Origin of the sequence: Kitasatospora phosalacinea, assembly GCF_030268885.1 — a bacterium.
GTDB classification, from domain to species: Bacteria; Actinomycetota; Actinomycetes; order Streptomycetales; family Streptomycetaceae; genus Kitasatospora; species Kitasatospora phosalacinea_C.
This window is the reverse complement of record NZ_BSSA01000001.1, coordinates 393,671-419,373: the sequence shown is the minus strand read 5'-3', so window position 1 is coordinate 419,373 and position 25,703 is coordinate 393,671. Positions and strand designations below refer to the sequence as shown.

Here is a 25,703-nt window from a genome sequence, read left to right as displayed (position 1 = left end):
GCGAGGGGTCCGGGGCCGACCCCGTCGTCCGCCGGCCCCGCCGTCCGCTCAGTCCTGCTGCTCCCACGGCCAGGCGGCGTCCCGCCCGGCCTCCAGGAGCGGGACGAGGCGGAAGGCGGCGTCGGTGAGGCCGCCGAAGGTGTGGCGGTTGCCGGTGCCGGAGGGGGCGTGGCCGGTGCGGTAGCCCGCCAGGTTCCAGGTGTAGCAGGGGACGTGGGCGGGGACGGTCTCCAGCGGGTCGTGCCGGAGGCCGCCGTAGGTCTGTTCGTCGGTGACGACGATCACCCGGTCGTGGCCCCGGTAGTGGGCGCGGACGGCTTCGGCGGTGCTGGTGCCGCCGAGGTTGCCGAAGCGGTCGACCGTCTTGAGCAGGGAGTCCCCCCGCCGGAGGTCGATCTTCCGGCTGGTGGTGCCGAATTCGACCAGGTCGGCGCCGGCGGAGCGCAGCGCGACGGCGGTGCCGAAGACGGCTGCGGTGTCGGCCCGGTTGAGTTCGGTCTGCGCCCCGGGCCGGTCGAACATCGAGCCGGAGCGGTCGACCAGGACGAGGGTGCGTCCGGGCAGTTCCGGCACGTTCTCCAGCGAGTGCCGCAGGGCCTGTTCCAGGGCGTGGCCCCAGCGCAGCGAGGGGACGTTGCGGTGCGCGGCGAGGTAGCGGAACGGGAACTGGCGCGAGCGCCTGACCTCGCCCCGGTCGGAGATCCGGCGGGCGACGGCCGCGGCCACCTCGTCCGAGACCTCGGCCCGGTCGAAGTTGCGCAGGTTGCGCACCAGCGCCATCGGGCCCATGGAGGGGATGACGGCCTCCCAGACGGCGGCGTCCAGCGGGCCCTGCAGCCAGCCGGCCAGGGCCTCCCAGGTCATTCCGGCGGCGGCCAGGCGTTCGGCCCCGTCGGGGCCGGTGACCAGGGCGCGGCGCTCGGCGACGGGCAGCGCCGTCAGTTCGCGGTGGGCGGCCAGCACGGCGTTCCCGGCGGGCGGGAGCGCCTCGTCGGGGCGGTGGCGGCGGTCCAGCGCGTAGCGGAACAGCTCGCCCTGCCACGGCTTGTCGCGGTGCGGGGCGGGGTGGGTCAGCTCCAGGACGTCGCCGAAGCGGTAGCCCTTGCTCGCGGTGTCGTACTTGAGCAGGGCACGGGCGTCGTAGAGCCGGGCGACGGCGTCGGCGACGCCGCGCTTGAGCGGCTTGGGCAGGGCGCGGCCGTAGCGGGAGGTCCAGTAGGCGAGCAGTTCGCCGGGCTCGTCGGGGCGCTGCAGCACCGCGTCGACGACCTGGCGGGAGTGGCCGGGCAGCCCGGCGTCGAGCCGGGCGCGGGTGAACTCGGCGGCGCCGACCAGCGAGGCGGTGCGCATCGCGGCGCCGTGGCGCAGCCAGCGCAGCAGGCCGAGGGTCCACTCGGGGTCGCGGACGGCGAGGTGGCGGACGAGTGCGGTGTAGCGGTCGTCGCGGGCACCGCCGCGTTCGTAGAAGGTGTCCTGGCCGACCAGGTTGGCGACGGCGAGCAGGAAGAGTTCGGACTTCTCGTCGCGCAGGTGGCCCGTTCCGCCGTGGTGGTTGGGGGCGGTCCGCCCGGTGGTGGTCACGGGCGAGGTCGGGCCGTCGGCGGCCGGGGTGGCCTTGGCGGCGGAGCGGCGGAAGTTGAAGCGGGCCATGGGGAGGTCCTCCTGCGTCCTGCGGGGAGGCATGCCGGACCGGGGCGTCCGAGATCGTGCGGGCCTGGGCGGCCCGCCTCGGCGGAGGTGACAAGTTCGGTGCTCTGTCCGGTTGAGCTACCGCCCGTGCGGGCACGGGCGACCAGGATTCGAACCTGGAACCGCCGAATCCGGAAGTATCCCCCGCCTGCGCACCGGACGCCCCGGCGCGGTGGCCTCCCGAGATCCGAAGCGGTGCCGGTGGTTTCGTTGGAGGAAGTAACCGGCGCCTGCGCACCGGGAGGTGGCAGTCTGTGTGGAGTTGCGCGTCCGGGGCTCGCGGTCGGCGGGCCCGGACGAGGCTCACCCTAGCCCGGACGGGCCCCCTGCCCGCACCTGTTTTTTTCCGCCGCCCGGCGGCCCGTTCAGGCCTCGCGGCCGAGGGTCGCCAGGTAGGCGCGCCAGCCGCCGTGTTCGGTGATCTCGCGGTGGACGCCGCGTTCCAGCTGGCCGCGGGCCAGCACCATCGACAGCGAGGGGGTGCCGTCGGCCAACTCGATGACGCCGAGCTCCAGTTCGGGCGGTTCGCCGGGCAGGACGGCGTCCCGGAGGTGCTCCAGCGGGAGGTCGTACAGCTCGCCCTCGACGGCGGTGTCGACGCTCGGGTCGGCGAGCAGGGCGGGGCACTCGTCGCGGATGGAGAAGAAGCGGTAGCCGGGAGCGGTGCGGGCCGGGCCGACCAGGTGGCCGTGGACCTTGGCGTGGAACGGGCCGCCGGTCATCGCCTGGCCGTTGAAGAAGATGCGTGCCATGGTGCTCCTTTCGTGGGACCGCCCCGTACCGCGGCCGGTGTGAGGGTGCCTGCGGTACGGGGCGGAGCGCGTGGGGCGTTCGCCCGGTCGACCGGTCCGCTCAGTCGATCAGGGCGAGCGCCGGGAGGGTGAGGAAGTCGGGGAAGTCCTCGGCGAGGGCGACCTGCTCGAACAGCGCGGCGGCCTCCGCCCAGCGCCCGGCGGCGTACGCCTGCTCGCCCGACTCGGCGCGCAGCGAAGCGAGTTCCTCGGCGACCAGGCGGCGGACCAGTTCGGCGGTGGTCTTCTCGCCGGTGTCGGCGAGGACGACGCCGTTGTGGATCCACTGCCAGATCTGGGAGCGGGAGATCTCGGCGGTGGCGGCGTCCTCCATCATGTGGAAGATGCCGACGGCGCCGAGCCCGCGCAGCCAGGCCTCGATGTAGCGGACGCCGACCTGGACGGCGTTGTGCAGCCCGGTGTGCGTGCAGCTGCCGCCCGCCCCGGCGACGTCGAGCAGTTCGGCGGGGGTGACCCGCTCGGGCGAGCCGGGGTTGTCCTTCTGGTGGGGGCGCTCGCCGAGCACCGCGTCGAAGCACTCCCGGGCGACCGGCACCAGGTCGGGGTGGGCGACCCAGGAGCCGTCGAAGCCGCCGGCGGCCTCGCGCTCCTTGTCGGCCCGGACCTTGACCAGGGCGGCGGCGTTGACCTCGGGGTCCTTGCGGGAGGGGATGAACGCGGCCATGCCGCCGATGGCGTGCGCGCCGCGCCGGTGGCAGGTCTGCACGAGCAGGCGGGTGTAGGCGGCCATGAACGGGGAGGCCATGGTGACGGTGTTGCGGTCGGGCAGGACGTAGCGCTCGCCGCCGTCCCGGAAGTTCTTCACGATCGAGAACAGGTAGTCCCACCGGCCCGCGTTCAACCCGGCGGCGTGGTCGCGCAGTTCGTAGAGGATCTCGTCCATCTCGAAGGCGGCGGTGATGGTCTCGATCAGCACGGTGGCGCGGATCGTGCCGTGCGGGATGCCGAGGGCGGCCTGGGCGCGGGTGAAGACCTCGTTCCAGAGCCGGGCCTCCAGGTGGCTCTCGGTCTTGGGGAGGTAGAAGTACGGGCCGGAGTTCGGGTCCTGCTCACCCTTGGCGATCAGCCGGGCGGCGTTGTGGAAGAAGTAGAGGCCGAAGTCGACGAGGGCGCCGGCCACCGGGGTGCCGTCGACGGTGAGGTGCCGCTCGTCCAGGTGCCAGCCGCGGGGGCGGACCACGACGGTGGCGAGTTCGGCGGCGGGCTTGAGGGCGTACGCCTTGCCCTGCGGGCTGGTGAAGTCGATCCGGCCCTCGAAGGCGTCGATCAGGTTGACCTGCCCGGAGACGACGTTCTCCCAGGTCGGGGCGGTGGCGTCCTCGAAGTCGGCGAGCCAGACCCGGGCGCCGGAGTTGAGCGCGTTGACGACCATCTTGCGGTCGGTGGGGCCGGTGATCTCCACGCGGCGGTCGGTGAGGGCGCGCGGCGCGGGGGCGACCTTCCAGTCGCCGGCGCGGATGTCGGCGGTGTGCGGCAGGAAGTCCAGCGTCCCGGTGCGGGCGATCTCGGCGCGGCGCTCGCGGCGGGCGGCCAGCAGCTCCTGCCGGCGGCCCTCGAACGTGCGGTGCAGGTCCGCGACGAACGCCAGCGCCTGCGGGGTCAGCACCTCCTCGGCGCGCGGCACCGGCGGACCGACGACCGAGACACCGGGGACGGCGGGGGACGGACCCTGATCTGCGGCGGCCATGGCAGGACTCTCCTTGGGCTGTTCCGTTCTGTACAGTGGAGACTAGTTTCCGCGATACAGAATTTCAACGGTTTGTTGATGATCGCGTGGACTCTACTCCTCCCCGGACATTGAAGGGAACGCTCGTGGCCAGCACCTCCACCGAACGCACCACCGGATCGGTGCAGTCCGTCGAGCGCGCCTTCCAGCTCCTCGAGGCGCTCGCCGACTCCGGCGGCGTCGCCACCCTCAGCGAGCTCTCCGCCACCTCCGGCCTGCCGATGCCGACCATCCACCGCCTGGTCCGCACCCTGGTCGCCCAGGGCTACGTCCGCCAGGACACCGCCCGCCGCTACACCCTCGGCCCGCGCCTGATCCGCCTCGGCGAGACCGCCGGGCGCCTGCTCGGCTCCTGGGCCCGCCCCTACCTGGCCGAACTCATGGAGGCCACCGGCGAGACCGCCAACCTGGCCGTCCTGGAGGGCGGCGAGGTGGTCTACGTCGGACAGGTGCAGTCCCGCCGCTCGATGCGGATGTTCACCGAGGTCGGCCGCCGCGTCCAGCCGCACTGCACCGGCGTCGGCAAGGCCCTGCTCGCCCAGCTCCCCGAGGACGAGGCCCGCGCCCTGCTCGGCCCCGGCCCGCTCCAGGCCCACACCCCGCACACCGTCACCGACCCCGGCGCACTGCTCGGCCAGCTCGCCACCGCCCGCGAGCTCGGCTACGTCGTCGACGACCAGGAGCAGGAGATCGGCGTCCGCTGCATCGCCGTCGCCGTCCCCGGCGCCCCCACCCCCACCGCGCTCTCCGTCTCCGGCCCGGAGGCCCGCATCCAGGCCCTCGAAGCCCAGTCCGGCACCGCCGGACTCGTCCCCCTCATGCAGGCCATCGCCGCCCGCCTCGGCGAGGTGCTCTGACGTTCGACGACGGCCGACCGCCGTCAGTAGCAGTCCAGCGCCGCGCGCACGTGCTCCAGGACGCGCGCCCAGTGCGAGCCGGGGCCCGTCGGCACACCGGGGTCGGTGCGGCGCAGCAGGGCGAGGAAGCGCTCCTGCACGCCGTCCGGGTCGAGGTGCTCGAAGCGCTGCCGGTCGGGGTCGTAGAACGGGCGCTCCGCCTCCAGCGCGGCCAGGGCCAGCACGAAGCGGTCCAGGCTGCTCGCGACCAGGTGCGGGGCGGCCTCCTCCGGGACGCAGTACACCCCGCCGGTGGCGGTGTCGAGGTGGAAGGTGTCCTCGTCGAACCCGCCGAGGTGCACCCAGTGCGCCGCGTCGGACGGCCGCGCGTGCGGTCCCCGGAACGCGTCCCCGGTCTCCGCCTCGCCGCCGCAGAACTCCTCGGTCAGTTCGAGGAACACCGTGTCCTCGGGCAGCCCCACCTCCCGCAGGAAGACCCGGGTCGGCCGGTGGCCGACCCCGTCCGGCCCCCGCACGTCCAGGGTGACCATCCGCTCGGCGCCGAACACCGCCACCGCCGTCCCCCGGTCGATCAGGAACTCGTGGAGCAGCCCGTCGTCCGGCCCGGCCGGGGCCTCGAAGTCGACGGTCGCGAGCCGGGCCAGGAAGGCTTCCGCCAGCAACGGCAGCCGCTCCTGGATCCGCTGCAACTCCCGTGCGCCGCGCAGCACTTCGTCCGGCACCAGCTCGTTCCTGCCGCCGCCCCTCCGCCCGCCGTACGCGGCGCGCAGCTCCCCCTCCCCCGGCTCCTCCGGCGTCCGGGAGGCCCGCTCGACGACCACCAGCAGCTGCCCGATCGCCCCCTCGTTGACCTGCTCCTCCACGTACTGCCCCAAGTGCCCTTCCAGGCGCGCGATGCACCGGCGCGCGGCGGCCAGGCGCGCGGGCGCCGACCGGGTGCGGTCGGCGGCCAGCGCCGTCAGCTCCTCGACCGCCTCGCTCTGCGCGACCGCGATCACCTCGGCCGCGACGTCCAGCCGGTCCGCGCACGCCCGGGCGCTGCGCACGACCTCGGCGAGCCGCCCCTCGGCCGCCTCCCGGTACGCGGCGGCCAGCGCCTCGTACTCCGGCCCCCGGAAGTGCTCCCCCAGGCCGGTCACGACCCGCAGCCCGGCGAGCACGACCTCCTCCTGCTCCCCCGCGAACTCCCGCACGTAGCGCGCGAAGGTCCGCACCGCCCCCTCGTTCACCGGCTCCCAGGCGACCCCGCCCCCGGCCAGGAACTCCCGTGCCGCCTCCGGCAGTTCAGCCGTCCACGACTTCCGCCCCGCCCCGCCCCGTGCAGACCCCATCCGCCCACGCTACCGGCACCTCCCGACGCCCCCTCCCCCGGCCGCGGCCCGGCGCCGGGCCCCGGGCGGGGCGGACGGGCCCGCCGTGGTCGGAGCGGTCGGGTCCGACACCGCGGGACCGGGCGGCGCGGCGTGCTCCGGCCCGGTCACCGGGGGCTGCGACTACGCTGAGTACCCGCAACCCCACGCTCCGCAGGAGGACACCCGTGCACCGTCTCCTCTCCCTGCTCGCCGCCCCCGCGCTCGCGCTGGGCGCCCTGGGCGCGGCCGCCGCGCCGTCGGACTCGGACCTCGAGGTGGTGCGCCTCGACCCGGACCCGGTGGCCCCGGGCGGGACGACCACGGTGCACGCCTTCGTGGCCAACCGCGGCCCGCAGGCGGCCGCTTCGCCCTTCACCGTGGTGATCGACCTCCCCCCGGGCTTCAGCCCGGAGGGCCCCTACTTCCCGTCCTCCTGCACCGCGGCCGGCCGGACCGTCAGCTGCACCTTCCCGGCCGGCCTGCCGCCGCTGCGCTCGGCCACGGCCCTGGTCCCGGTGCGGGCCGACGCGCACCTGCCGCACGGCCTGAGGACCCTGGGGCAGGTGCGGGTGGTGAGCGCGGACGACCACGACCCGGCGAACGACCGGACGCCGTTCGTGCTCACCGTCTCCTGACCGCGCTCAGCGCCCCGTCACCGGTAGACCCGCAGGTAGTCGGCGCTGAACGCGATCGGCGCGCTGCCGCTCGCCGCCGGGTGGTACTGCCCGGCGCTGAGCGACAGGTTGAGGATGGGGTAGGCCGACCAGTTCGCGCCGACGCCCGTCCCGTCGGAGAACACCTTCGTGCCGTTGACGTACCAGTCGACCGAGTCGGCGCCGTAGTACGTGCCGACGGTGACCCAGCGGTCGGGGGCGATCGCGTTCGCGTCGGTGTGGTAGTTCAGGCCGGAGCGGATCCGGTTGGAGAGCTCCAGCAGGTTCGGGTTGTCGGGGTGGTACTCGAAGCTGTCGATCTCGTTGTTGCCGTCCTTCCAGGTCCACAGCGCGGGCCAGGCGCCGGTGCCGGAGGGCAGTTCCACCCGGGCCTCGATGTAGTCGCCGGTGCGGACCTGGAAGCCGTCCTGGCTGTACTCGGTGGTGAGCAGCCCGGTGTCCCAGGCCTGCTTGCCGTTCTCCAGGGTGTGCGCGGACGGGGTGGCGGTGAAGGTGGCGACGCCGCCGGAGACGGTGACGGCGGACGGGGCCAGCCAGTCCAGCTTGTTGTCGTCGGGGTTGTGGTTGCCGTAGCGGTACGCGCTGCTGCGGTCGCCGGTCCACTTGCTGCCCCAGGCGATCGGCCCGGAGAACTCCTCCGCCCAGGTCAGCGCCTTGCCCTGGGCGGGGGCGGGCACGGCGGGGGCGGCCGGGGTGCTCGGCGCGGCGTCGGCCACGGTGAGCGTCCGCGCGGGCAGGTTGTGCCAGCCGCCCGCGGTGTCCTGCCAGAACCCGAACTGGGTGTAGCTCCCGGCCGGCAGGGTGCGGGCGCCGGTGGTGACGGTGGCGCCGCCGGGGCAGATCCGGACGTTGCTCGCGCTGCCGGGGAAGTCCAGGTTGGTCCCGGCCGCGTCGCGGACGCCGACGCCGACGGTCTTCGCGGTGAAGCAGCGGCTCGCGTGCAGGGTGAGCGAGGCGGTGCTCGCAGTGCCGGCGGTCATCCCGGTCGGGGCGAGCCGGTCCTGGACGACGCTGACGGTGCCGGTGGTGTAGGCCGCGGCGGGCCCGGCGGCGAGCGGGACGCCGACCAGGGCGGCGGCACCGGCCAGGACGCCGAGCCGGGCGGGGGCGGTACGGGTGAGGGGCGTGGGTCGCATGGGGTGGGTCCTCCGCGACGCCTGCGAGGTGAGCTGTCGGGTTCGGTCCGCCGCGGAGGTCACCGCACGCGCCCGGCCGCACGCACGCGCGCGGCTTCACCCCGAGCCGCGCCCGGTCCCCACCGCCGGGCAGGGGCGGTGGCCGGGCACGGCGTACTGCCGTGGGTCCCCCGCTCCCGCCCGTGGTGTGCTGTGGGAACGCCGTCGACCGGGCAGGATTCGGCGTCCCGACGGCGGATGCGCCCCGTCCGGGGCGCATCCGCAGGCTAGGCAGATTGTCGCTTTGTCTCCAAGGCTCCCGCCCTGGCTGAGAGCACTCTCACACCACGCCGCGCCCGGATCCCGGCCCGGCGTTCAGCACCCCCGCCGTGGCCGTCCGCCGCTCGACCGCGTCCTGGACGGAGCGGCGCGGTGGCACGCCGGTGGCCCGCCGGTGGCCCACTGGTGAAGTGTTCGCGTCAAGGGTTCCGCCGGAGCGGACGGGGCGTCAGACTGCTGGCATGCGAATGACTCTACGCGCGTTGAAGATCCGTGCCGTCTCGGTCGCCGCCCTCGGCCTGCTGGCCCTCGCCCCGTCCGTCGTGGCCGCCGGCGAGGCGCAGGCCGCGGTCAGCGGGAACATCTGCTACACGGCGCTGCCCAGCCAGGGCCGCGACACCATCCGGCTGATCGACGCGGGCGGGCCGTTCCCGTACTCGCAGGACGGCGTGGTGTTCCAGAACCGGGAGGGCGTCCTGCCCGCGCAGGCGTCCGGCTACTACCACGAGTACACGGTGATCACCCCGGGCAGTTCGACCCGCGGCGCCCGGCGGATCGTCACCGGCAAGGTCTACCACGAGGACTACTACACCTCCGACCACTACGCGACGTTCTACCGGGTCAACTTCGGCTGCTGACCCGCCCCGGATCGGGGCCCCGGCGGGGGCCGCGGTCCGATAGGTTTGGGGCGGGTGCGGCCGACCCGGTCGTACCCGCTCCGCCGAACCGATCCGCCCGAAGGACCGATGACCCCCATGAACGCCCCCCTGCCGGGCTTCGCCGGCCGCACCTACCTCTTCGAGGTCGACAACGGCGCTTCCTTCCGCAACTCCTACTCCGCGGACGGCACCCGGCTGCGCTGGGAGGGCCTGGGCGAGTCGGCCGGACAGTACGAGGACGTCCCGCTGCACGTGGCGGCGGTCGCCCCGAACGTCTGGTTCGTCTCCTGGACGGAGCGCAGCGGCATCACCGTCAGCCACGTGATGGACCTCGACGCCCTGACGGTCAAGGTGTTCTGGACGTGGGAGGGCGAGACCGGCCGGGTCGGCGAACTGCACACCGGCACCCTCACCCCCGCCCGGTAGCCGGACGCGAACCTCGCGGGCGCCCCCCGGCGCCGCCCGCGAGGTCGTCGAGCCCGCGGCCGGGTCCCGGCAGGTCACTAGAGTGCGGACATGCCGACTTCGCTGCACCTGCAAGAGATCACCCCCGACAACTTCGAACGCGCCGTCGAGCTGCGCGTCGCCCCCGACCAGGAGCACCTGGTGGCGCCCGTGGTGAAGTCGCTCGCCGAGGCGTACGTCCACCCCGGCGTCGCGTGGCCCCGGCTCGTCTGCGACGGCGCCGAAGCCGTCGGCTTCCTCATGGCGTTCTTCGACATCGACTGGACCGGCGAGGGCACCGACTTCCGCTCCGGACTCTGGCGTCTCAACATCGCCGACGGGAAGCAGGGCCGGGGCTACGGGCGCTTCGCGGTGCGGTCCGTGGCCGACGAGATCCGGCGCCGAGGGGGCACGCGCCTGACCACCACCTGGCATCCCGGCGCGGACGGCCCGGCGGGTTTCTACCTGGCCCTCGGTTTCCGCCCGACCGGAGAGACCAGCGGGGGCCAGACGGTGGGTGCTCTGGAGCTGGGCTGAGACCGCGGGCGCCGTCGCCGGGCTACGCGGTCAGGCGCTGCGACAGGAACTGGAACCCGGCCGGGAGCAGTTTGATCCAGGTCGTGTAGTTGTGGCCGCCCTCCGGGACGGAGGCCACGGCGACGGTCAGCGGCGGTTTCGCGGCGGCGGTGAAGGCGTCGGCCTCGGCGCGGAAGTCGCCGTCGCCCTTCTCGGCGCCGCTGAGCATGACGCCGGTGGCGGGCGCGGGCAGGTTGCGCAGGCGCCACAGCAGGTCGGCCTCGTCGCGGCGCTGCTGGCTGCCCTTGAACAGGTCGCCGGTGGTGACGTCCTCGGCGGCCTTGAGGTAGCCGGAGATGGAGACGCCGCCCGCGAAGACCTCGGGGTGCCGCATGGCGAGCTTGGCGGCGCAGTAGCCGCCGGTGGAGTTGCCCATGACGCCCCAGCCGCCGGGGCCGGTGGCGACCCGGTAGGTGGCGGCGATCGCGCGCGGGACGTCCTTGGCGAAGTAGGTGCCGGCCTGCGTCCCGCCGGGCACGTCCTCGCACTCGGGGTCGGCGGGCATCGCGGGCGAGGGCCGCATCAGCACGAGGACGGTGGGCCGCATCCGTCCGGCCCGGATCTCGTCGAGGGCGACGCCGGGGTAGTTGAAGCGGGTGATCAGGGCCTTGGCGTCGCCGGGGAAGCCGGTCATGGCGATGATCGCGGGGAACCTGCGCTGCTCGTTGCCGAGCTGGAAGTACTGCGGGGGCAGGTAGACGTAGCCGTCGGTGCTCAGGCCGGTGCGGGCGCCGGGGATCGTGACGGCGCGGATCTCGCCGACCCGCTGCGGGTCGCGCGGCCCCGCGGTGTTGACGGGTTCGCGGCCGGTCTCCCGGGCGGGCAGGACGGGGAGGTTCGGCGGGTCGGGCTCGGTGCCGGGGGTGGCGGCGGCGGAGGTCGACGGGCCGGGGGCGGGCGCGGGCGCGGCGGCGGCCCGGACGGCGACCGGGGCGTCCGGGCCGGTGCCCAGCAGGTCGTTCCAACTGCTGTAGAACGAGAAGTAGTTGTTCGCCAGCAGGCCGATCACGGCCAGCAGCGCGAGCTGGCTGCCGAGCAGCATGCCGATCCGTCCCAGCACCGCCCGCCAGTGCCGCCGGGCGAGGGCGGGCCACCACCAGACGGTGGCTCCCAGTGCCGCCACCGCGACCTCGATCGTGAACAGCAGCAGTGTCGTGCTGGTCAGCCCCATGCCCCGTGGTCCCCGTGCCTTCCGTTGCGGTCCTCCGCCCGCGGCGCGCGTCCGCGAGCCGGAGGGAGGAAGGACGGGCTCGGCACGGCCGTGGCGGTGCGTACGACGTGCCTGGCGCACGTGCGGCAAGCAGTATGCCCGCCGCGGGAGCGACGCCCGGACCCGCCCCCGCGGTTCCGCCCGCCGCCCCGGCCCGCGGCCGCCCGGTCGGCCGGTCGGCCGGGGCGTCAGGCGTGGGTGCCGCCGTCGATCCGGATCTCGGTGCCGGTGACGAACGCCCCGTCGTCGGAGGCCAGCATGGCGATCACGCCGGCCACCGTCTCGGGGCCGGCGAAGCCCTGGCCGAGGGCGGGCCGGAGCTTGGCGAACCAGGACGTGTCGGCGTCCTCGGGCAGGCCGGGGTCGGCGGTCATCCCGGAGGCGATCGAGCCGGGCGCGACGCTGACGGCGCGCAGGCCCCGCCCGGCGTACTCGGCGGCGATGGCGTGGGTGAAGGACTGGATGCCGCCCTTGGTCGCGGCGTACGCGGCCATGTAGGGGTGGGCGAAGGAGGCGGAGGTGGAGGAGAAGTTGACCACCACGCCGCGGCCGGTGGCGAGCAGCGCGGGCAGCGCCTCGCGGGTGACCAGGAAGGTGCCGGTGAGGTTGACCGCCAGCATGCGGTTCCAGAACTCCAGGGTGGTCCGCTCGGTGTGCGCGGAGCGCAGGATGCCCGCGGCGTTGACCAGCACGTCCAGACCGCCGAGCCCGGCGATCGCGCCGCCGATGCCGGCCCGGACGGACTCCTCGTCGGAGATGTCGACGACGACGGTGCTCAGGCGGTCCGCGGTGCCGTCGGCCTCGGCCTGCGCGCGGGTGGCGTCGAGTCCCGCGGCGACGACGTCGGCGGCGACGACGGTGCCGCCCTCGGCCAGGATGCGGTGGACGGTGGCCCGGCCGATGCCGGATCCGGCGCCGGTGACCAGGACGCGGCGGTCTTCGAAACGCTTCATGACGGGGGTCTCCCTGCGGTGCTGGTGGTGCGGGCCGGGCGGATCGGCCCGGCTCCTGCACGTTACGCCTGAATGGCACGACGTGCCATAGCCGCACTCTGTGACGTTCCCCGCTAGGCTGGGGACGACAGCCGCCCGCACGCACCGGGGGACCACAGATGCCCGCGCCCTCCCTCACCGAGCGCCGCAAGGCCGCCACCCAGCAGGAGATCGCCCTCGCCGCGGCCCGCCTGTTCGCCGAGCACGGCGCCGAGGGCACCACCGCCGAGGACGTCGCCCGCACCTCGGGCGTCTCGCTGCGCACCTTCTACCGGTACTTCCGCACCAAGGAGGACGCGGTCGCCCCGCTGCTCGCCGAGGGCTCCCGCCGGTGGGTGGCCCTCCTGGCCGCCGCCGACCCCGGCACCCCGCTGCTCGCCGCCCTGCTCGGCTCCGCCCGCGCCTCCCTCGCCCCCGCCCCGGGCCACCCCGCCGAGTCCCTGGCCTGGACCCGCGGCCTGCTGCGCGCCATGCCGGACGACCCGGCGCTGCGCGACGTCTGGCACCGCGTCCACCACGACGCCGAGGCCGCGCTGCGCCCGGTGCTGGCCCGCCTCGCCGGGCTGGAGCCCGAGGGCCTGGACGCCCGCCTGCTGGCGGCCGCCGCGAACACCGCGATGCGGGTGGCCGTGGAGACCTGGGCCGCTGCCGACACGCCCCCGGCCGACGCCGCCGTGCTCGCCGAGACCGCCTTCCGCCGCCTGGTCGGCCCGTTCCTCACCTCCGGCTGACGCCCGTCGACCGGCTGCGCAGCACAGCGGTTCACACCGGAACGACCGCCACCGGGCAGTGCGCGTGGTGCAGGACGGCGTGCACGGGCGTCGCCAGCCGCAGGCCGAAGCGCGGCGCGGGCTCGTGCCGGGAGAGCACCACCAGGGCGGCGGTGCGGGAGGCTTCGACCACGGTGGCGGCGCTGCCGCCGGTCAGCTGGTGGCTCTCCACCTCCACCGCCGGGTACTCCTCGCGCACCGGGTCGCAGGTGCGGCGCAGCAGTTGCTCGTGCAGCTGGGCCTCCTCGCCGAGCTCGTCGACCATCGGCGCCATCCGCCCCACGTCGGCCACCACCGGCGACCAGGTGTGCACGGCGCGCACCGCCAGGCCCCGGCGGGCGGCGGTCTCGCAGCCGAAGCGCAGGGCGGCGGCGTCGCGTTCGTCGTGGACGGCGACCAGCACCGGCCCGCGGGGGTGCTCGGTGCCGCGGACCACCGCGACCGGGCAGGCGGCGTGCGCGGCGACCTTCAGGCTGACCGAGCCCAGCAGCAGGGAGGCGAAGCCGCCGTGGCCGCGCGTCCCGAGGACGGCGAGCGAGGCGTGCTCGGAGGCGGTGAGCACCGCCTCCGCGGCGTCGCGCGGCACCACGTCCCCGGTGATCCGCAGCCCGGGGTGGGCGGCCTCCAGCGTGCTCTGCACGGCGTCCAGGAGTTCCGCGGCCTCCCGCAGGATCAGGTCGGTGACGGTGGCGCCGGTGCGCGGCGAGAGCGTCACCGTCCCGGTGTTGACGGCGTGCACGAGGTGCAGGCCCGTCCCCCGCGACTCGGCCTCCCGCGCGGCCCACTCCGCGGCCTCGGCCGCGGGCGCCGAGCCGTCGATCCCCGCCACCACTCCGTTGGCTGCCCTGATCTCCATGGCGCGCTCCTCGGACCGGGCGCACCCCGGTCGCTCCCTTCCAGCATGCGCCGCCCGGCCCCGCCCGGACAGTCAGGACCGTCCCGCGCCCGTCCCGGCCGGGTCCTCCGCCCCTTCGTACGGCGCCCGCGGCAGCGGCGCGTCGGTGAGGAAGGCCAGCACCGCCGCCCGGTACTCGCGCGGGCGGTCGACGGCGATCGCGTGGCCCGCGCCGGGGACGTACAGCAGCCGGGCGTCCGGCAGGGTGTCGCGGTACTCGCGGGTGACCGGCCAGTGCTTGTAGTCGCACTCGCCGCGCAGCACCAGCGCCGGGACGTGCACGGTGCGCAGGACCGGCCGGGGGTCGGGGCGGCGGCGCAGGTCGTCGGCGATCAACTGGTTCGCGTAGTAGCCGGGCGTCCTGAGCGGCAGGTCGCCGGTGCCGGGGGTGCAGGTCGCGGCGGAGCCGGAGACGGCGAGCAGCTGCCGGAAGAGCGCGTCGGCCTCGGCGTCGGGGAGCAGGGCGCGGGCCTGGGCGGGGTCGACGGCGGCGAGCAGCGACCAGAGGGTGGCGCGGGGGGTGGCGCCGATCCGCCCGATCCGGCGGCGCTGTGCGTCGGTGAGGCGGTCCCAGAGCTGTCCGGCCTGTTCGTCGATGTAGGCGGGGGCCCAGAGGGCGCCGGGCGAGACGAGGACCACCCGGGCGACGTGCCCGGGGTGCGCCGCGAGGTACTCGGCGGCGAGGGTGCCGCCCCAGGAGGCGCCGATCAGGACGACCCGCTCGGCGCCGATCCGCTGCCGGACCGCCTCCAGGTCGTCGACCTGCCGTTGCACGGTGTAGCCGTCCAGGCCGGCCGGGCGCGGGGAGTCGCCGGACCCCAACTGGTCGTAGGCGTAGACGGGGTAGCCGGCGGCGGCGAGTTCCGCGTCGAGTCCGTCCTCGGCCTCGCCGGGGGTGCCCGGGCCGCCGTGCAGCCGGATGACGGGGGTGTCGCGGGCGGGTCCGCGCGCGGGGGTGAGGCGGTAGGCGAGGCGGGAGCCGGTGGGCAGGTCCCAGTACGCGGCGGCCGTCCCGGGCACGGCCCGCTCGCCGGGCGGCAGGACGGCCGCGCCGAGCCCGGCGGCCAGCAGCGCGCCCAGCACGGCCGGGGTCCAGGCCGGCCAACCGCCGAGCCGGGCCGCGCCCCACAGCGGCGGTCCGCCGCCGGTGGCGAGGCCCAGCAGCGCCCCGCCGAGCATCACCCACGGCACGGGCGCGAGCGCCCCCGCCGCCAGCAGGCCGACTCCGGCCCCGACCGTCCCGCCGATCAGTCCGACCGGCACCAGCAGCACCGCCGGCAGTGTCTTCTTCTTCATGCCGCCACCGTGGCCCGCCGCACCCCCGCCGGTCGTCCCTCCGCCCGCTCGTCCCGCTCCTCCCGGGGGTGGAGGCGGCGTCAACTCCCGGGCTGACGCGGCCCGGTGGCCCGGCGGCCTAGCGTGGGCGGGGTGAGCTGGTGGCTTGGCGCGGGCGGGGTGAGCTGGTGGCGGGCGGACGGGCGGGTGGCGCGGGGCTGGTGGGTCGCCCTGGACGGGGTGGTGGCGTGGGCGTCGGCCGGGATCGCGGTGGGCGGTTCGGGCTACACGGCCTCGCTGCTGGCGGGCTCGGCGGTGTCGCGGGCCGCGGTGGCGGTGTGGTTCGGGGCGCTGCTGCTGCGGCGGCTGGTGCCGGTGGCGGCGCTGTGGGCGGGCGCGGGGGCGACGGTCGCGGTGGTGGCGGCGGGCGATCCGGTGACGAACCTGTCGCTGGCGTCGGCGCTGCCGCTGGTGGTGCTGCTGCGCACCCGGCCTCCGGCTGTCGCCGCCGTGCTGGCCGCCCCGCCGGTGCTCGCCGTCCTGGTCGCCCTCTGCGGCCGTCCCGGTGCCCTGCTCTGCTGCGCGCTGCACGCCGCCGCGGCGGCGGTGGGCGTGGCGGCGCGGCGGCGTGACCGGGCCCGCCGGGTGGCGGCCGAGGAGCGGGCCCGGCGGCTGCTGGAGGAGGAACGGGCGCGGATGGCACGGGAGTTGCACGATGCGGTGGGGCACGCGGTGACGGTGATGGTGACCCACGCGGGGGCGGCGCGGCTGGGCGCGGTGGACGGTCCGCCGCTGCTGCGCGAGACGCTGGAGCGGATCGAGCGGGTGGGTCGCGGCGCGATGGGCGACCTGGACCGGGTGCTGGGGCTGCTGGAGCCGCTCCCGCCGCCCACGCCGCTGGAGCCCGCCCTGCGGGCGCTGCTCGCCGATCTGCCGCCGCACCTCGCGGTGGCCCTCGAACTCCCGTCCCCGGCGGTGGAGCTGACCGCCGCGCACACCGAGGTGCTGCACCAGGCGGTCCGGGAGGCGCTGACCAACGCCCTGAAGCACTCCACGGCCACCGCCGCCACCGTCCGGCTCCACCGCACCCGGCACGCCCTGCGCCTCGCCGTCACCGACAACGGCCGCCCCGCGCAGGTCCGTTCGCTCCCCTCCTCCGGCCGCGGCCTGGCCTCGGCCCGCCGCCGGGCGGCGGCGCTGGGCGGCCGCCTGACCGCCGGTCCGGGGCCGGAGGGCTGGCGGGTGGAGGTCGAACTCCCTTGGCCGTGACCGTTCTCCTCGCGGACGACGAGGACCTGATGCGGGTCGGCCTGCGGATGCTGCTCGGCACCCAGCCGGACCTGCGGGTGGTCGGCGAGGCCGCCGACGGTGCGCAGGCGGTGCGCCTGGCCGCCCTGTCGAGGCCGGACGTGGTCCTGATGGACGTCCGGATGCCGGTCCTGGACGGGGTGGCGGCCACCGCCGAACTGGCCGTCCGCTGCCCGGGTTCGCGCGTCCTGGTGCTCACCACCTTCGAGGTGGACGCGTACGTCTTCGCGGCGGTCCGCGCGGGCGCGGCGGGGTTCCTGCTGAAGCGCACCCCGCCGGAGCGACTACTGGACGGCATAAGGACGGTGGCGTCCGGCGAGGCCCTGCTCTCGCCCTCGGTGACCCGCCGCCTGCTCGCCGAGTTCGCCCGCTCCGCTCCCCCGCCCGCCTCCCCGGCCGTGCAGGCCGCCCTGGACCGGCTGACCCCGCGCGAGCACGAGGTCCTCCGGCTCCTGGGGCGGGGCCGCTCGAACCAGGAGATCGCCGCCGCCCTGCACCTGGGCGAGGCCACCGTGAAGACCCATGTCCGGCGCGTGCTGGACAAGTTGGGCGTCCGCGACCGCATCCACGCGGTGGTCTTCGCCTTCGACCACGGCGTGGTCCGCCCCTCCGCGCGCCCCGGCGGCGGAGGGGAGTAGCGTGCCGGGTACGGCACCGGGAACAACCGGCGGGCCGGGGCTCCCCGCGGCCGCCCGGTGCCCGACTGGGGGTGTGCGATGAGTACGGTGTCCGCCCGCGGGGCGCTTCGGCGACCGACCGTGGCGAGGGCGGAGGGCGGCGGCCGCTGGTACGTCCGGCTGGCCGCCCGCTACCTGCTCGGCGCCGTCCTGTTCTGGTCCGCCGTCGCGGTCCTGTTCACCGCCCTGACCGGGCACGCCCTGGCCGACTCCGTCCAGCGCTGCCTCCCGTTCCTGGCGTTCTGCGCCGTCTTCCCGGTCCTCCTCGCGCCGGTGGTCCCGCTGCGCTCCTCCCCCCGCCTGCGCTGGTACGCGGGCACCGCCCTGGTCCTGCCGCTGCTCCCCCTGCTGCTGCTCTTCGGCCCCTTCCCGCTGCCCCTGGCCGCGCTCCACCTGGCCTTCGCCCGCTGGCTGCTGCCCCGCCCCGTCCTCCTGCTGCGCTGAGCCCCGCGACGCACGGGTGCCCGCCCGGGGCGCTCCCCGGGCGGGCACCGGTGCTGCGGGCGGGTCACCTGCTCCCGGCGGCCTGCCATTCGGCGCGGTAGTCGTCGAAGATGGTCTTCAGGTGGTGGCCGATCTTGAGGTAGTCGAGGTCGTCGAGGTTGGCGAGCGAGACCCGGACGGACCACTGAGGGCCGTCGAAGCCGCCGCCGTTGAGCAGGACGACACCGGTCTGCTCGGCGAGGCGGAAGAGCGGTTCGGTGGGTTCGTAGTTCTGCTGCAGGAAGGCCGCGAACCCGGGCCCGGAGGTGCGTTCGGCCTCGGCGAGCAGGTCGAGTTCGACGTAGTAGCCGGCCCGCTGCGGGTCGTCGGAGATCTTCATCCCGGAGCCTTCGAGCAGCAGGTCGAGGCGCTGCTTGACGACGGCCTGCACCTTGGCCTTGTACGCCTTGCCCTCGGGGAGCATCGCGAAGAGCGAGAAGAGGGTGAGCTGGGCCTGCTGCGGCAGGGAGAGCCCGGCGGTGTGGTTGAGGGCGACCTGCCGGGAGTCGGCGACCAGGCGGTCGATGAAGCGGATGCTGCCGGGGTCGAGGCTGAGGCTGCCGTAGCGCTTGGCGAGGCGGTCCTTGTCGGCCTGCGGGAGGGCGGCGAGGGCGTCGTCGATGACGTTGTCGCGGTGCAGGCCGATGACGCCGAGGCGGTGGCCGGTGCAGCCGTAGTGCTTGGAGTAGGAGTAGACGAGCAGGGTGTTGCGGGGCAGGTCGGCGGCGATGCTGCGGAAGTGGTTGACGAAGGTGCCGTAGACGTCGTCGGTGACGATGATCAGGCCGGGGTTGTCGGTGGCGACGATGGACTTGATCTGGTCGGCGACCCGCTGGGAGAGCGCGAGGGAGGGCGGGTTGCTGGGGTTGACCAGGCAGACGAGCTTGACGGCGGGGTCGGCGAGCTTGGCGACCTCCTCGGTGGGGTAGCGCCATTCGCGCACGCCCGCCTCGGCGAAGGAGGAGGCCTGGACCTGGACGACGTCGAACTCGTAGGTGTCGAGTTCGGGGATCTCGATGTAGGGGGTGAAGACCGGCACCATCAGGGCGATCTTGTCGCCCTTGTGCAGGATGCCGTTCTTCAGCAGGGAGTCGAAGATGTAGCACATGGCGGCGGTGCCGCCCTCGGTGGCGAACAGGTCGAGCTGCCCCTCGGGGGGGCCGCCGGTCCATGAGTTCGTCCTGCAGGTAGCCGGTGACGATCTGCTCGGCGCAGGTCAGCATCCGGTCGGGGACGGGGTAGTTGTCGCCGATGGCGGCGTCCGCGAGTTCGTGCAGGAAGGCGTCGCGGTCGAGGTCGAAGCGGTCGACGGCGAGGCTGGTGCAGGCGGTGAGCAGGTCGATGCCGGGCAGTTCGGGGTGGGAGCGGGCGAACTGGTCGTAGCGGGCGGCGATGCCGTGCTGTTCGGGCATGCCGCCGAGGTTGTCGGCGGTCCAGACCCGGCGGGACTCGGCGAGGGCGAAGTGGCCGAGGGCGAGCATGGCCTCGCGGGGGCCGGTGCAGACCCAGTTGGGGTTGCCGCGGCCCGCGTTGAGCATGTGGACGGTGGTCTTGTCCTTCTGCCCGGGCCGGTCGGCCTGGTAGTGCTCGGCGAGCCTGATGAACTCGCCCTTGAGCTCGAACGGGCTGAGCCGGGAGAGGCGCTGGATCTCCTCGCGGCTGATCGACGGCTTGCTCATGGTGCGCTTCTTTCGGGGGGAGGGCGGACGGTTCAGCCGAGCAGGGCGACGATGATCGCGCCCCAGATGGTCAGCAGGACGTTCCCCGCGGCGTACGGGATGGTGTAGCCGAGGGTGGGGATCTGGCTGCGGGAGGCTTCGTTGATCGCGCCGATCGCGGCGGTGGTGGTCTGGGCCCCGGCGACGACGCCCATCAGGATCGGCGGGCGCATCCGGAACACGAAGTGGCCGACCAGCAGGCCGACGACCAGCGGGGCCACGGTGGCGACGGCGCCCCACACCAGCAGGCCCCAACCGGCCTGGGAGAGGCCGCTGGTGAAGCTGGGTCCGGCGTTGATGCCGACGATGGCGACGAAGGCGCACAGGCCGAGGGTGTCCATGAACCACTGGGCGCCGGGCGGCACGTTGCCGTAGGTCGGGTACTTGCCGCGGATCCAGCCGAACACCAGGCCCATGATCAGCGCGCCGCCGGAGGTGGAGAGGCTGATCGGCACGCCGCCGAGGGTGAGCGCGGGGATGCCGATGCAGCCGCCGAGGAAGATGCCCAGGCCGACCCAGGTCATGTCGGTGGCGAAGCTGGTGGGCACGGGCTTGCCGATCGCCCGGGCGGCCGGGCCGACCAGCCGCTCGGGGCCGGAGAGCAGCAGGGTGTCGCCGCGTTCGAGCCGGGTGGTGAGCCGGTAGGGGAACTCGGCGCCGGAGCGGTAGACCTTGTCGACGAACACCCCGACCATGAACGGTTCGCGGCGCAGGTCCGCGATGGTCTTGCCGAGCTGGGCCTTCTCGGAGGCGACGACGTGCAGGTGCTCGGTCCGGTAGCCGAGCAGTTCGACGTCGTCGCTCTCCGGGCCGATGCCGGCCACCGGGTCGAACTCGACCAGGTCGTGGCGCAGCGCGCTGACGGCGAGCACGTCGCCGCGTTCGATGACGGTCTGCTGGTCGTGGTCGATGATCCTGCCGCCGCGGCGGACCCGGGTGAGGTAGATCCGGCGTCCGGCGTCCTGCTGGCGCTGTTCGAACTGCTCGATGGTGGAGCCGATCGGGCCGTTGACGGCGGTGTGGGCGCGCAGCACGACCTCGTAGTAGCCCTCGGCGAGATCGGGGTCGTCGGCGGGGTCGTCGAGTTCGGCGGCCAGTTCGCGGGAGTCGGCGGCGAGGTCGCTGTGCAGGAAGCGGGGGGCGATGTTGGCCAGCAGGATCGCGCACAGGATGGTGCCGAGCGGGTAGGTGACGGCGTACCCGATCGGGACGAGGTTCTGCTGGGCGGTGACCTGCTCCTGGCTGAGGCCGGGGAGCCCGGCGATGGCGTCCTGGGCGACGCCGATGACGGCGGACTGGGTGAGCGCGCCGCCGAGCAGTCCGGCGCCCAGCCCGGGCCCGTAGCCGAGCATCTCGGCGAAGCCCCAGCAGATCGCCAGGCCGCTGACGCAGACCGCGAGGGTGACCGCGACCTGCGGCAGGCCGTCCTTCTTGAGGCCGCGGAAGAACTGCGGGCCGACCTTGTAGCCGAGGGCGAACAGGAACATGATGAAGAACACCGACTTGACGGTGCCGTTGACCTCGACGTCGGTGAGCCAGCCGGTGAACAGCCCGGCGATCAGGCAGCCGGTGACGGCGCCCAGGCCGATGGCCCTCCAGTGCAGGCGGCCGACGAGGAAGCCGATCGCGATGGTCAGGAAGATCAGCAGCTCGGGGTAGGGCTTGAAGACGTGGTCGGTGATCCAGTCCATCCGGCGTCACCCTCCGTTCAGGCCGACCAGACCGACCAGCAGCGGTCCGGTCAGCGGCAGCAGGAAGTTGGAGATGGTGTAGGTGATGGTGTAACCGAGCATCGGGACGCTGCTGCGGGCGACGTTGCCGACGGCGGTGATCGCGGGGGTGGAGCACTGCTGTCCGGCGATCGCGCCGACCAGGATCGGCGGTTCGATCTTGAGGAGGCGGCGTCCGACGAACAGGCCGAGGAAGGCGGGGACGACCACCATCAGGATGCCGGAGACCGGCAGCAGGACGGGGTACTGCTTGAGCAGCGGCCCGGCGTCGGGGCCCGCGGCCATGCCGGTGACGGCGATGAACATGGCCAGGCCGAGGTCCTTCATGGTCTGCGCGGCGGCGGGCGGGTAGGCGCCGAAGGTGGGGCGCAGCGAGCGGAGCCAGCCGAAGACCAGGCCGGAGATCAGGCAGCCGCCGCCGGTGCCGAGGGTCAGGTTGACCTCGCCGAGGTGGACGTTGACCTTGCCGAGCAGGACGCCGAGGCAGATGCCGAGCGAGATGTAGATGTAGTCGGCGGTGTCGGAGCGGACGGTGGCGCCGACCTTGCCCGCGAACCGCTCGACCCGGGAGCGGGCGCCGACCACGGTGAGGGTGTCGCCGCGGTGCACCTCGGTCTCGCCGACGGCGGGCAGGTGGTGGTCGACGCGCTGGATGTCGGTGAGGAACACGCCGCCGGTGACGTCGCGGTCCCGGTCGCGCACGGAGTTGAGGGTGCGTCCGGCGACCTCCTTGTTGGTGACCACGACCTGCCGGACCGCCATCGGGCTGTCCAGGCCGGGGACGCCGCTGGTCTCGGGGCCGAGTTCGTGCCCGGCGTCGATCACCGCGGCGCGGCGGCCGACCACCAGCACCTGGTCGCCGCGGCGCAGCACCGGGTCGTCGTCGACGCCGAGCTTCTTGCCGTCGCGCTGGACGGCCTCGACGGTGACGAGCTGGCCGGAGCGTTCCTGGATCCGGCTGATCCGGGTGCCCTCGCCCTGCGAGACCAGGTAGGTGCGGCCGACCAGGGCGGGCAGCGAGGGGGCCTCGCCGGGCTCCAGTTCGCCGCCCTCGCCGCGCATCTTCTCCCAGACCTTGCGGGAGGCCTCGGGCAGGCTGATCCGCATCAGCATCGGGAACAGCTGGCTGGTCAGCAGGACGATGCTGATCAGGCCGAACAGGTAGCAGACCGAGTAGGCGGTGGCGACGTGCGCCTGCAGCTGGGTGGTCTGGTCGGCGGTGATGCCGGGGAGCTTGGCAATCGCGTCCTGCGCGGTGCCGACGGCGGCGGACTCGGTGGCGGCCCCGGCCAGGATGCCCGCGGCGGTGCCGACGTCCAGGTCGAAGGCCTCGGCGATGCCGAGCGCCATCAGGACGACGACGACCGCCTCCATGACGGACAGCACGCCGAAGCGCAGGCCCTTGGCGTTCATGTTGGCGAAGAACTGCGGGCCGGCGATGTAGCCGAGGGAGAAGATGAACAGGGCGAACGCGACGTTCTTGACGTCGGCGTTGACCGAGACGTTCTGGGCGCCGACCAGCATCGAGACGATCAGGACGCCGCAGATGCCGCCGAGTTGGATCGGTCCGACGCGGAGTTTTCCGACCAGGTAGCCCAGGCCCAGGCAGAAGAAGAGGGCGAGAACGGCGTTCTCACGCAGGAGGCTCATGACCGTATTAGAGCCGAATTCCAGCCATATGTCCGATTTAACACGCCGTCATGATCATCATCTCTGCTCGCAGCGTTCCCGCACCACTTCCAGCAGCACCTCCGCGTGGCTGCGCGCCGGCTCCTTCACCGCCGTCAGCAGCACCAGCTCCCCGCTCCCGGCCGCCGCGCACAGACCGTCCAACTCCCGCTGCGCGTCCGGCGCTTCCAGCTCCGCCCGGTAGCGCCGGGCGAACTCCCGGTACTCCCCCTGCGGCCCGTGGAACCAGCGGCGCAGCTCGGTGGACGGCGCCACCGCCTTCGCCCAGCGGTCCAGTTGCGCGTCCTCCTTGCGCAGCCCGCGCGGCCACAACCGGTCCACCAGCACCCGCACCCCGCCGTCCGGCGCCTCGTACACCCGCTCCACCCGTACGCTCACGGGCCCCACCGTACGCACGGCGGGGCCCGGGGAGCGGGAGCGGCGCGGGCGGGGTCAGACCTCGACCGGCTGCCGGGCGGGGGCGGCGGGGGCGGCGCCGTGCTCGATCCGCAGCTGCGGGAGCAGGCGGTCCAGCCAGCGGGGCAGCCACCAGTTGTGGCGGCCGAGCAGGGTCATGGTGGCGGGCACCAGGACCATCCGGACCACGGTGGCGTCGACCAGGACGGCCGCGGCCATGCCCACGCCGATCATCTTGACCGTGATGTCGGGGTCGATCGCGAAGCCGGTGAACACCGCCACCATGATCGCCGCCGCGCTGCTGATCACCCGCCCGGTGGAGGACAGGCCGCGCACCACGCTGCCGCGCGGGTCGCCGGTGGCCAGCCAGTCCTCGCGGACCCGGGAGAGCAGGAACACCTCGTAGTCCATCGACAGGCCGAACAGGACGGTGAACATCAGGATCGGCACCCAGCTGGAGACCGGCACCGCGTGCGGCAGCCCCATCAGCCGCGCGCCCGCGTCGTGCTGGAAGACCGCCGTCATCACCCCGTACGCGGCCGCCACCGACAGCAGGTTCATCAGCGCGGCCTTCACCGCGATCACCGGTGCCCGGAACAGCACCGTCAGCAGGATCAGCGAGAGCACCACCACGAACGGGACGACCACCCACAGCCGCTGCGAGAGCCGGTCGGAGATGTCGGAGAAGGCCGCGACCTGGCCGGTGACCTGCACCCCGGCCGGGAGTTCGGCCGCGCGCAGCCGCTTCAGCAGCTTCGCGGTGGCCGCGTCCTGCGGGCCGGTGCGGGGCTGGACGCTGATCACGGCGGCGTCGCCCGCCGCGTTGACCCGGGCCGGCTGCACCGCGGCGATCCCCGGATCGGCCGCCAACTTCTGCACCAGCGACGGGAGTTCGGACTTCGGTAGCCGGTCCAGGTCGACCGCCAGCAGCAGCGGCCCGTTCGCGCCGGGGCCGTACGCCTCGGCGACCAGGTCGTACGCCTTGCGGGTGGTGTTGCCGGACGCCTGGCTGCCCGCGTCCTGCGGCCAGGTCCGCATGCCCAGCACCGGGGCCGCCAGGCCCAGCAGCACCACCAGCGAGAGCACCGCGGCGGCGACCGGGCGGCGGCCCACCAGCCGGGCCCAGCGCTCGGTGCGGGTCGCGGCGGGCACCCGTGCGCGCTCGGGGGCTGCGGGTGCGGCGGCCGCACGGCGTTCGGCGCGGCGCAGCAGGCGCGGGCCGGAGAGCGCAGCCAGTGCGGGCACCAGGGTCAGGGCGGCCGCCATCACGGCGCCGACGGTGGCGAAGGTCGCGTAGCCGAACGAGGCGTAGGTGGACAGGCCCGCCAGCTTCAGGCCGAGCAGCGACACCAGCACCGTCGCCCCGGCGACCACCACCGAGGCGCCCGCGGTGGCGTTCGCCTCGGCCGCGGCGGCCCGGGCGTCCAGGCCCCGGCGCAGCCCCTCCACGTGCCGGGAGACCAGCAGCAGCGCGTAGTCGATGCCCACGCCCAGGCCGACCATCGAGGCCACCGTCGGCGCGATCCCGCTGATGTCGGTGACGGCCGACATCAGGGTGATCAGCCCCGTCCCGGCGCCGAGCCCGGCCAGCGCGACCAGCAGCGGCAGGCCGGCCGCGACGACCGAGCCCAGCGAGACCACCAGGATCACCAGCGCGGCGCCCATGCCGATCGCCTCGGCCGTCCCGTTCGGGGCGCTGAAGTGCTCCGGCAGCTCGCCGCCGAACTCGACCTGGTACCCGGCGTCGGTGGCGGCCCGGGTGGCGGCCTGCAGCGCGTCCATCCCCTCGACCCGCTTGATCGCGGTCACCTTGACGTCGTACCCGACCGTCAGCAGCGCGGTGTCCCCGGTCCGGGAGGGTATCGGCTCGCTCACCGACAGCGCGTGCGGCACCTTCGCCAGGCTCCCGCGCAGCGCGGCCAGCGCCTCGGCGGGCAGTGCCCGGCCCCCGCGGTCGTGGACCACCACCCGGGCGCTGGTGCCGGAGGTCTCCGGGAAGCGCGCGTTCAGCAGGTCCATGCCCGCGGTGGACGGGGTGCCGGGGATGCGGTAGTTGTCGCGCGGCTCGCCGCCGAACGCCTGCGCCAGGCCGAGGACGGCGACGATCAGCAGCACCCAGGCCGCGACGGTGCGCCAGGGCCGGGCCGCCGCGGCCCCGCCGAGGCGGCCGAGGAGTGTGGACATTGCAGAAGCCTTCCGTGCAGCGGTCGATCCGATGTCGAACCCCAGTGTGGGAGACGGCTCTTGGAGCCCACTTGGCGGCCCGCTCCGAGCCCGGGCCCGGGCGGCGCGGCAGGGACCGGAACGGCGGGAGACGGAACGGCGGGCGGGGCCAGGACCACGAGGCGGGGCCAGGACGGCGGGCGGGGCCAGGACG

Annotated in this window: 22 protein-coding genes and 1 pseudogene; 9 read left to right on the top strand and 14 right to left on the bottom strand. The window is 74.5% G+C overall.

Translation table 11 applies throughout. The annotated features are described in order from the left end of the window. Positions 1 to 48: 48 nt before the first annotated feature. From QSK52_RS01780 to aceB, 3 genes are all read right to left on the bottom strand, one after another. Positions 49 to 1,650: a TROVE domain-containing protein gene (locus QSK52_RS01780; protein ID WP_285732680.1), complete on the bottom strand. Its 1,602-nt coding sequence runs from the start codon at positions 1,648 to 1,650 to the stop codon at positions 49 to 51. A 404-nt stretch (positions 1,651 to 2,054) separates the two neighbouring features. Beyond that, the gene (locus QSK52_RS01775; RefSeq protein WP_285732678.1) at positions 2,055 to 2,441 is read right to left on the bottom strand and encodes an allophanate hydrolase-related protein; all 387 of its coding nucleotides are present in this window, start codon (positions 2,439 to 2,441) and stop codon (positions 2,055 to 2,057) included. Positions 2,442 to 2,541: 100 nt separating this feature from the next. Continuing rightward, on the bottom strand, positions 2,542 to 4,188 hold the full coding sequence (gene aceB, locus QSK52_RS01770) for a malate synthase A (protein WP_285732676.1): 1,647 nt from the start codon (positions 4,186 to 4,188) through the stop codon (positions 2,542 to 2,544). A 125-nt stretch (positions 4,189 to 4,313) separates the two neighbouring features. Here aceB and QSK52_RS01765 point away from each other — a divergent pair, with 125 nt between their 5' ends. After that, positions 4,314 to 5,084: an IclR family transcriptional regulator gene (locus QSK52_RS01765; protein WP_285732673.1), complete on the top strand. Its 771-nt coding sequence runs from the start codon at positions 4,314 to 4,316 to the stop codon at positions 5,082 to 5,084. 23 nt (positions 5,085 to 5,107) lie between these two features. Here QSK52_RS01765 and QSK52_RS01760 read toward each other — a convergent pair whose 3' ends face one another. Further along, positions 5,108 to 6,415, bottom strand: coding sequence for an SUKH-4 family immunity protein (locus QSK52_RS01760; protein ID WP_285732671.1), 1,308 nt, complete (start codon positions 6,413 to 6,415; stop codon positions 5,108 to 5,110). Positions 6,416 to 6,621: 206 nt separating this feature from the next. On the opposite strand from QSK52_RS01760, the gene QSK52_RS01755 reads away from it, so the two are divergent. After that, entirely contained in the window at positions 6,622 to 7,071 is a 450-nt protein-coding gene (locus tag QSK52_RS01755) for a hypothetical protein (RefSeq protein ID WP_285732669.1), read from the top strand. 17 nt (positions 7,072 to 7,088) lie between these two features. Here the strand turns inward: QSK52_RS01755 and QSK52_RS01750 are convergent, their stop codons facing one another. Beyond that, positions 7,089 to 8,246 (bottom strand): glycoside hydrolase family 16 protein, encoded by a 1,158-nt coding sequence (locus QSK52_RS01750; protein ID WP_285732667.1) that lies wholly within the window; start codon positions 8,244 to 8,246, stop codon positions 7,089 to 7,091. A 500-nt stretch (positions 8,247 to 8,746) separates the two neighbouring features. On the opposite strand from QSK52_RS01750, the gene QSK52_RS01745 reads away from it, so the two are divergent. From QSK52_RS01745 to QSK52_RS01735, 3 genes are all read left to right on the top strand, one after another. Beyond that, positions 8,747 to 9,142: a ribonuclease domain-containing protein gene (locus QSK52_RS01745; protein WP_435053142.1), complete on the top strand. Its 396-nt coding sequence runs from the start codon at positions 8,747 to 8,749 to the stop codon at positions 9,140 to 9,142. Between the two features lie 117 nt (positions 9,143 to 9,259). After that, positions 9,260 to 9,589 carry a MoaF-related domain-containing protein gene (locus tag QSK52_RS01740; RefSeq protein ID WP_285732665.1) on the top strand — a complete coding sequence of 110 codons (330 nt, stop codon included), beginning with the start codon at positions 9,260 to 9,262 and terminating at the stop codon, positions 9,587 to 9,589. A gap of 90 nt (positions 9,590 to 9,679) precedes the next feature. Next, the gene (locus QSK52_RS01735; RefSeq protein ID WP_285732663.1) at positions 9,680 to 10,144 is read left to right on the top strand and encodes a GNAT family N-acetyltransferase; all 465 of its coding nucleotides are present in this window, start codon (positions 9,680 to 9,682) and stop codon (positions 10,142 to 10,144) included. 22 nt (positions 10,145 to 10,166) lie between these two features. On the opposite strand, the gene QSK52_RS01730 is transcribed toward QSK52_RS01735, so the two are convergent. Continuing rightward, positions 10,167 to 11,354 (bottom strand): alpha/beta hydrolase, encoded by a 1,188-nt coding sequence (locus QSK52_RS01730; RefSeq protein ID WP_285732661.1) that lies wholly within the window; start codon positions 11,352 to 11,354, stop codon positions 10,167 to 10,169. 227 nt (positions 11,355 to 11,581) lie between these two features. Further along, positions 11,582 to 12,346 (bottom strand): SDR family NAD(P)-dependent oxidoreductase, encoded by a 765-nt coding sequence (locus QSK52_RS01725; protein ID WP_285732659.1) that lies wholly within the window; start codon positions 12,344 to 12,346, stop codon positions 11,582 to 11,584. Between the two features lie 158 nt (positions 12,347 to 12,504). Here QSK52_RS01725 and QSK52_RS01720 point away from each other — a divergent pair, with 158 nt between their 5' ends. After that, positions 12,505 to 13,116, top strand: a complete 612-nt coding sequence (locus tag QSK52_RS01720; RefSeq protein ID WP_285732657.1) for a TetR/AcrR family transcriptional regulator — start codon at positions 12,505 to 12,507, stop codon at positions 13,114 to 13,116. 31 nt (positions 13,117 to 13,147) lie between these two features. Here the strand turns inward: QSK52_RS01720 and QSK52_RS01715 are convergent, their stop codons facing one another. Both QSK52_RS01715 and QSK52_RS01710 read right to left on the bottom strand, forming a co-directional pair. After that, positions 13,148 to 14,011, bottom strand: coding sequence for a universal stress protein (locus QSK52_RS01715; RefSeq protein WP_285732655.1), 864 nt, complete (start codon positions 14,009 to 14,011; stop codon positions 13,148 to 13,150). Between the two features lie 72 nt (positions 14,012 to 14,083). After that, positions 14,084 to 15,346, bottom strand: a complete 1,263-nt coding sequence (locus QSK52_RS01710; RefSeq protein ID WP_285732653.1) for an alpha/beta fold hydrolase — start codon at positions 15,344 to 15,346, stop codon at positions 14,084 to 14,086. A 132-nt stretch (positions 15,347 to 15,478) separates the two neighbouring features. Here QSK52_RS01710 and QSK52_RS01705 point away from each other — a divergent pair, with 132 nt between their 5' ends. The 3 genes from QSK52_RS01705 to QSK52_RS01695 all read left to right on the top strand — a co-directional run bounded on the left by QSK52_RS01705 (position 15,479) and on the right by QSK52_RS01695 (position 17,754). After that, the gene (locus tag QSK52_RS01705) at positions 15,479 to 16,594 is read left to right on the top strand and encodes a sensor histidine kinase (protein WP_285732651.1); all 1,116 of its coding nucleotides are present in this window, start codon (positions 15,479 to 15,481) and stop codon (positions 16,592 to 16,594) included. Next, on the top strand, positions 16,585 to 17,271 hold the full coding sequence (locus tag QSK52_RS01700) for a response regulator (RefSeq protein WP_285732650.1): 687 nt from the start codon (positions 16,585 to 16,587) through the stop codon (positions 17,269 to 17,271). Before QSK52_RS01705 ends, QSK52_RS01700 begins: the two co-directional genes overlap by 10 nt. A gap of 120 nt (positions 17,272 to 17,391) precedes the next feature. Further along, a complete protein-coding gene (locus QSK52_RS01695; protein ID WP_285732648.1) occupies positions 17,392 to 17,754 on the top strand; it encodes a hypothetical protein in 363 nt (120 codons plus the stop codon). A gap of 64 nt (positions 17,755 to 17,818) precedes the next feature. On the opposite strand, the pseudogene QSK52_RS01690 reads toward QSK52_RS01695, so the two are convergent. The 5 genes and pseudogenes from QSK52_RS01690 to QSK52_RS01670 form a co-directional block, all read right to left on the bottom strand. After that, positions 17,819 to 19,472, bottom strand: a pseudogene (locus QSK52_RS01690) (bifunctional aspartate transaminase/aspartate 4-decarboxylase). Positions 19,473 to 19,504: 32 nt separating this feature from the next. Continuing rightward, a complete protein-coding gene (aspT, locus tag QSK52_RS01685) occupies positions 19,505 to 21,202 on the bottom strand; it encodes an aspartate-alanine antiporter (protein ID WP_285732646.1) in 1,698 nt (565 codons plus the stop codon). 6 nt (positions 21,203 to 21,208) lie between these two features. Then, positions 21,209 to 22,891 carry an aspartate-alanine antiporter gene (gene aspT / locus QSK52_RS01680; protein WP_285732644.1) on the bottom strand — a complete coding sequence of 561 codons (1,683 nt, stop codon included), beginning with the start codon at positions 22,889 to 22,891 and terminating at the stop codon, positions 21,209 to 21,211. Between the two features lie 57 nt (positions 22,892 to 22,948). Continuing rightward, on the bottom strand, positions 22,949 to 23,308 hold the full coding sequence (locus tag QSK52_RS01675) for a DUF488 domain-containing protein (protein ID WP_285732642.1): 360 nt from the start codon (positions 23,306 to 23,308) through the stop codon (positions 22,949 to 22,951). A gap of 54 nt (positions 23,309 to 23,362) precedes the next feature. Beyond that, positions 23,363 to 25,510 carry an MMPL family transporter gene (locus QSK52_RS01670; RefSeq protein WP_285732640.1) on the bottom strand — a complete coding sequence of 716 codons (2,148 nt, stop codon included), beginning with the start codon at positions 25,508 to 25,510 and terminating at the stop codon, positions 23,363 to 23,365. Positions 25,511 to 25,703: the final 193 nt, after the last annotated feature.

Excerpts from the sequence above, each read along its gene's own strand:
- QSK52_RS01780 (WP_285732680.1), bottom strand. The coding sequence starts at position 1,650 with ATGGCCCGCTTCAACTTCCGCCGCTCCGCCGCCAAGGCCACCCCGGCC.
- QSK52_RS01735 (WP_285732663.1), top strand. The coding sequence starts at position 9,680 with ATGCCGACTTCGCTGCACCTGCAAGAGATCACCCCCGACAACTTCGAA.
- QSK52_RS01710 (WP_285732653.1), bottom strand. The coding sequence starts at position 15,346 with ATGAAGAAGAAGACACTGCCGGCGGTGCTGCTGGTGCCGGTCGGACTG.
- QSK52_RS01720 (WP_285732657.1), top strand. The coding sequence starts at position 12,505 with ATGCCCGCGCCCTCCCTCACCGAGCGCCGCAAGGCCGCCACCCAGCAG.
- QSK52_RS01760 (WP_285732671.1), bottom strand. The coding sequence starts at position 6,415 with ATGGGGTCTGCACGGGGCGGGGCGGGGCGGAAGTCGTGGACGGCTGAA.
- QSK52_RS01750 (WP_285732667.1), bottom strand. The coding sequence starts at position 8,246 with ATGCGACCCACGCCCCTCACCCGTACCGCCCCCGCCCGGCTCGGCGTC.
- aceB (WP_285732676.1), bottom strand. The coding sequence starts at position 4,188 with ATGGCCGCCGCAGATCAGGGTCCGTCCCCCGCCGTCCCCGGTGTCTCG.
- QSK52_RS01775 (WP_285732678.1), bottom strand. The coding sequence starts at position 2,441 with ATGGCACGCATCTTCTTCAACGGCCAGGCGATGACCGGCGGCCCGTTC.
- QSK52_RS01745 (WP_435053142.1), top strand. The coding sequence starts at position 8,747 with ATGCGAATGACTCTACGCGCGTTGAAGATCCGTGCCGTCTCGGTCGCC.
- aspT (WP_285732646.1), bottom strand. The coding sequence starts at position 21,202 with ATGGACTGGATCACCGACCACGTCTTCAAGCCCTACCCCGAGCTGCTG.
- QSK52_RS01725 (WP_285732659.1), bottom strand. The coding sequence starts at position 12,346 with ATGAAGCGTTTCGAAGACCGCCGCGTCCTGGTCACCGGCGCCGGATCC.
- QSK52_RS01740 (WP_285732665.1), top strand. The coding sequence starts at position 9,260 with ATGAACGCCCCCCTGCCGGGCTTCGCCGGCCGCACCTACCTCTTCGAG.
- aspT (WP_285732644.1), bottom strand. The coding sequence starts at position 22,891 with ATGAGCCTCCTGCGTGAGAACGCCGTTCTCGCCCTCTTCTTCTGCCTG.
- QSK52_RS01730 (WP_285732661.1), bottom strand. The coding sequence starts at position 11,354 with ATGGGGCTGACCAGCACGACACTGCTGCTGTTCACGATCGAGGTCGCG.
- QSK52_RS01670 (WP_285732640.1), bottom strand. The coding sequence starts at position 25,510 with ATGTCCACACTCCTCGGCCGCCTCGGCGGGGCCGCGGCGGCCCGGCCC.
- QSK52_RS01715 (WP_285732655.1), bottom strand. The coding sequence starts at position 14,011 with ATGGAGATCAGGGCAGCCAACGGAGTGGTGGCGGGGATCGACGGCTCG.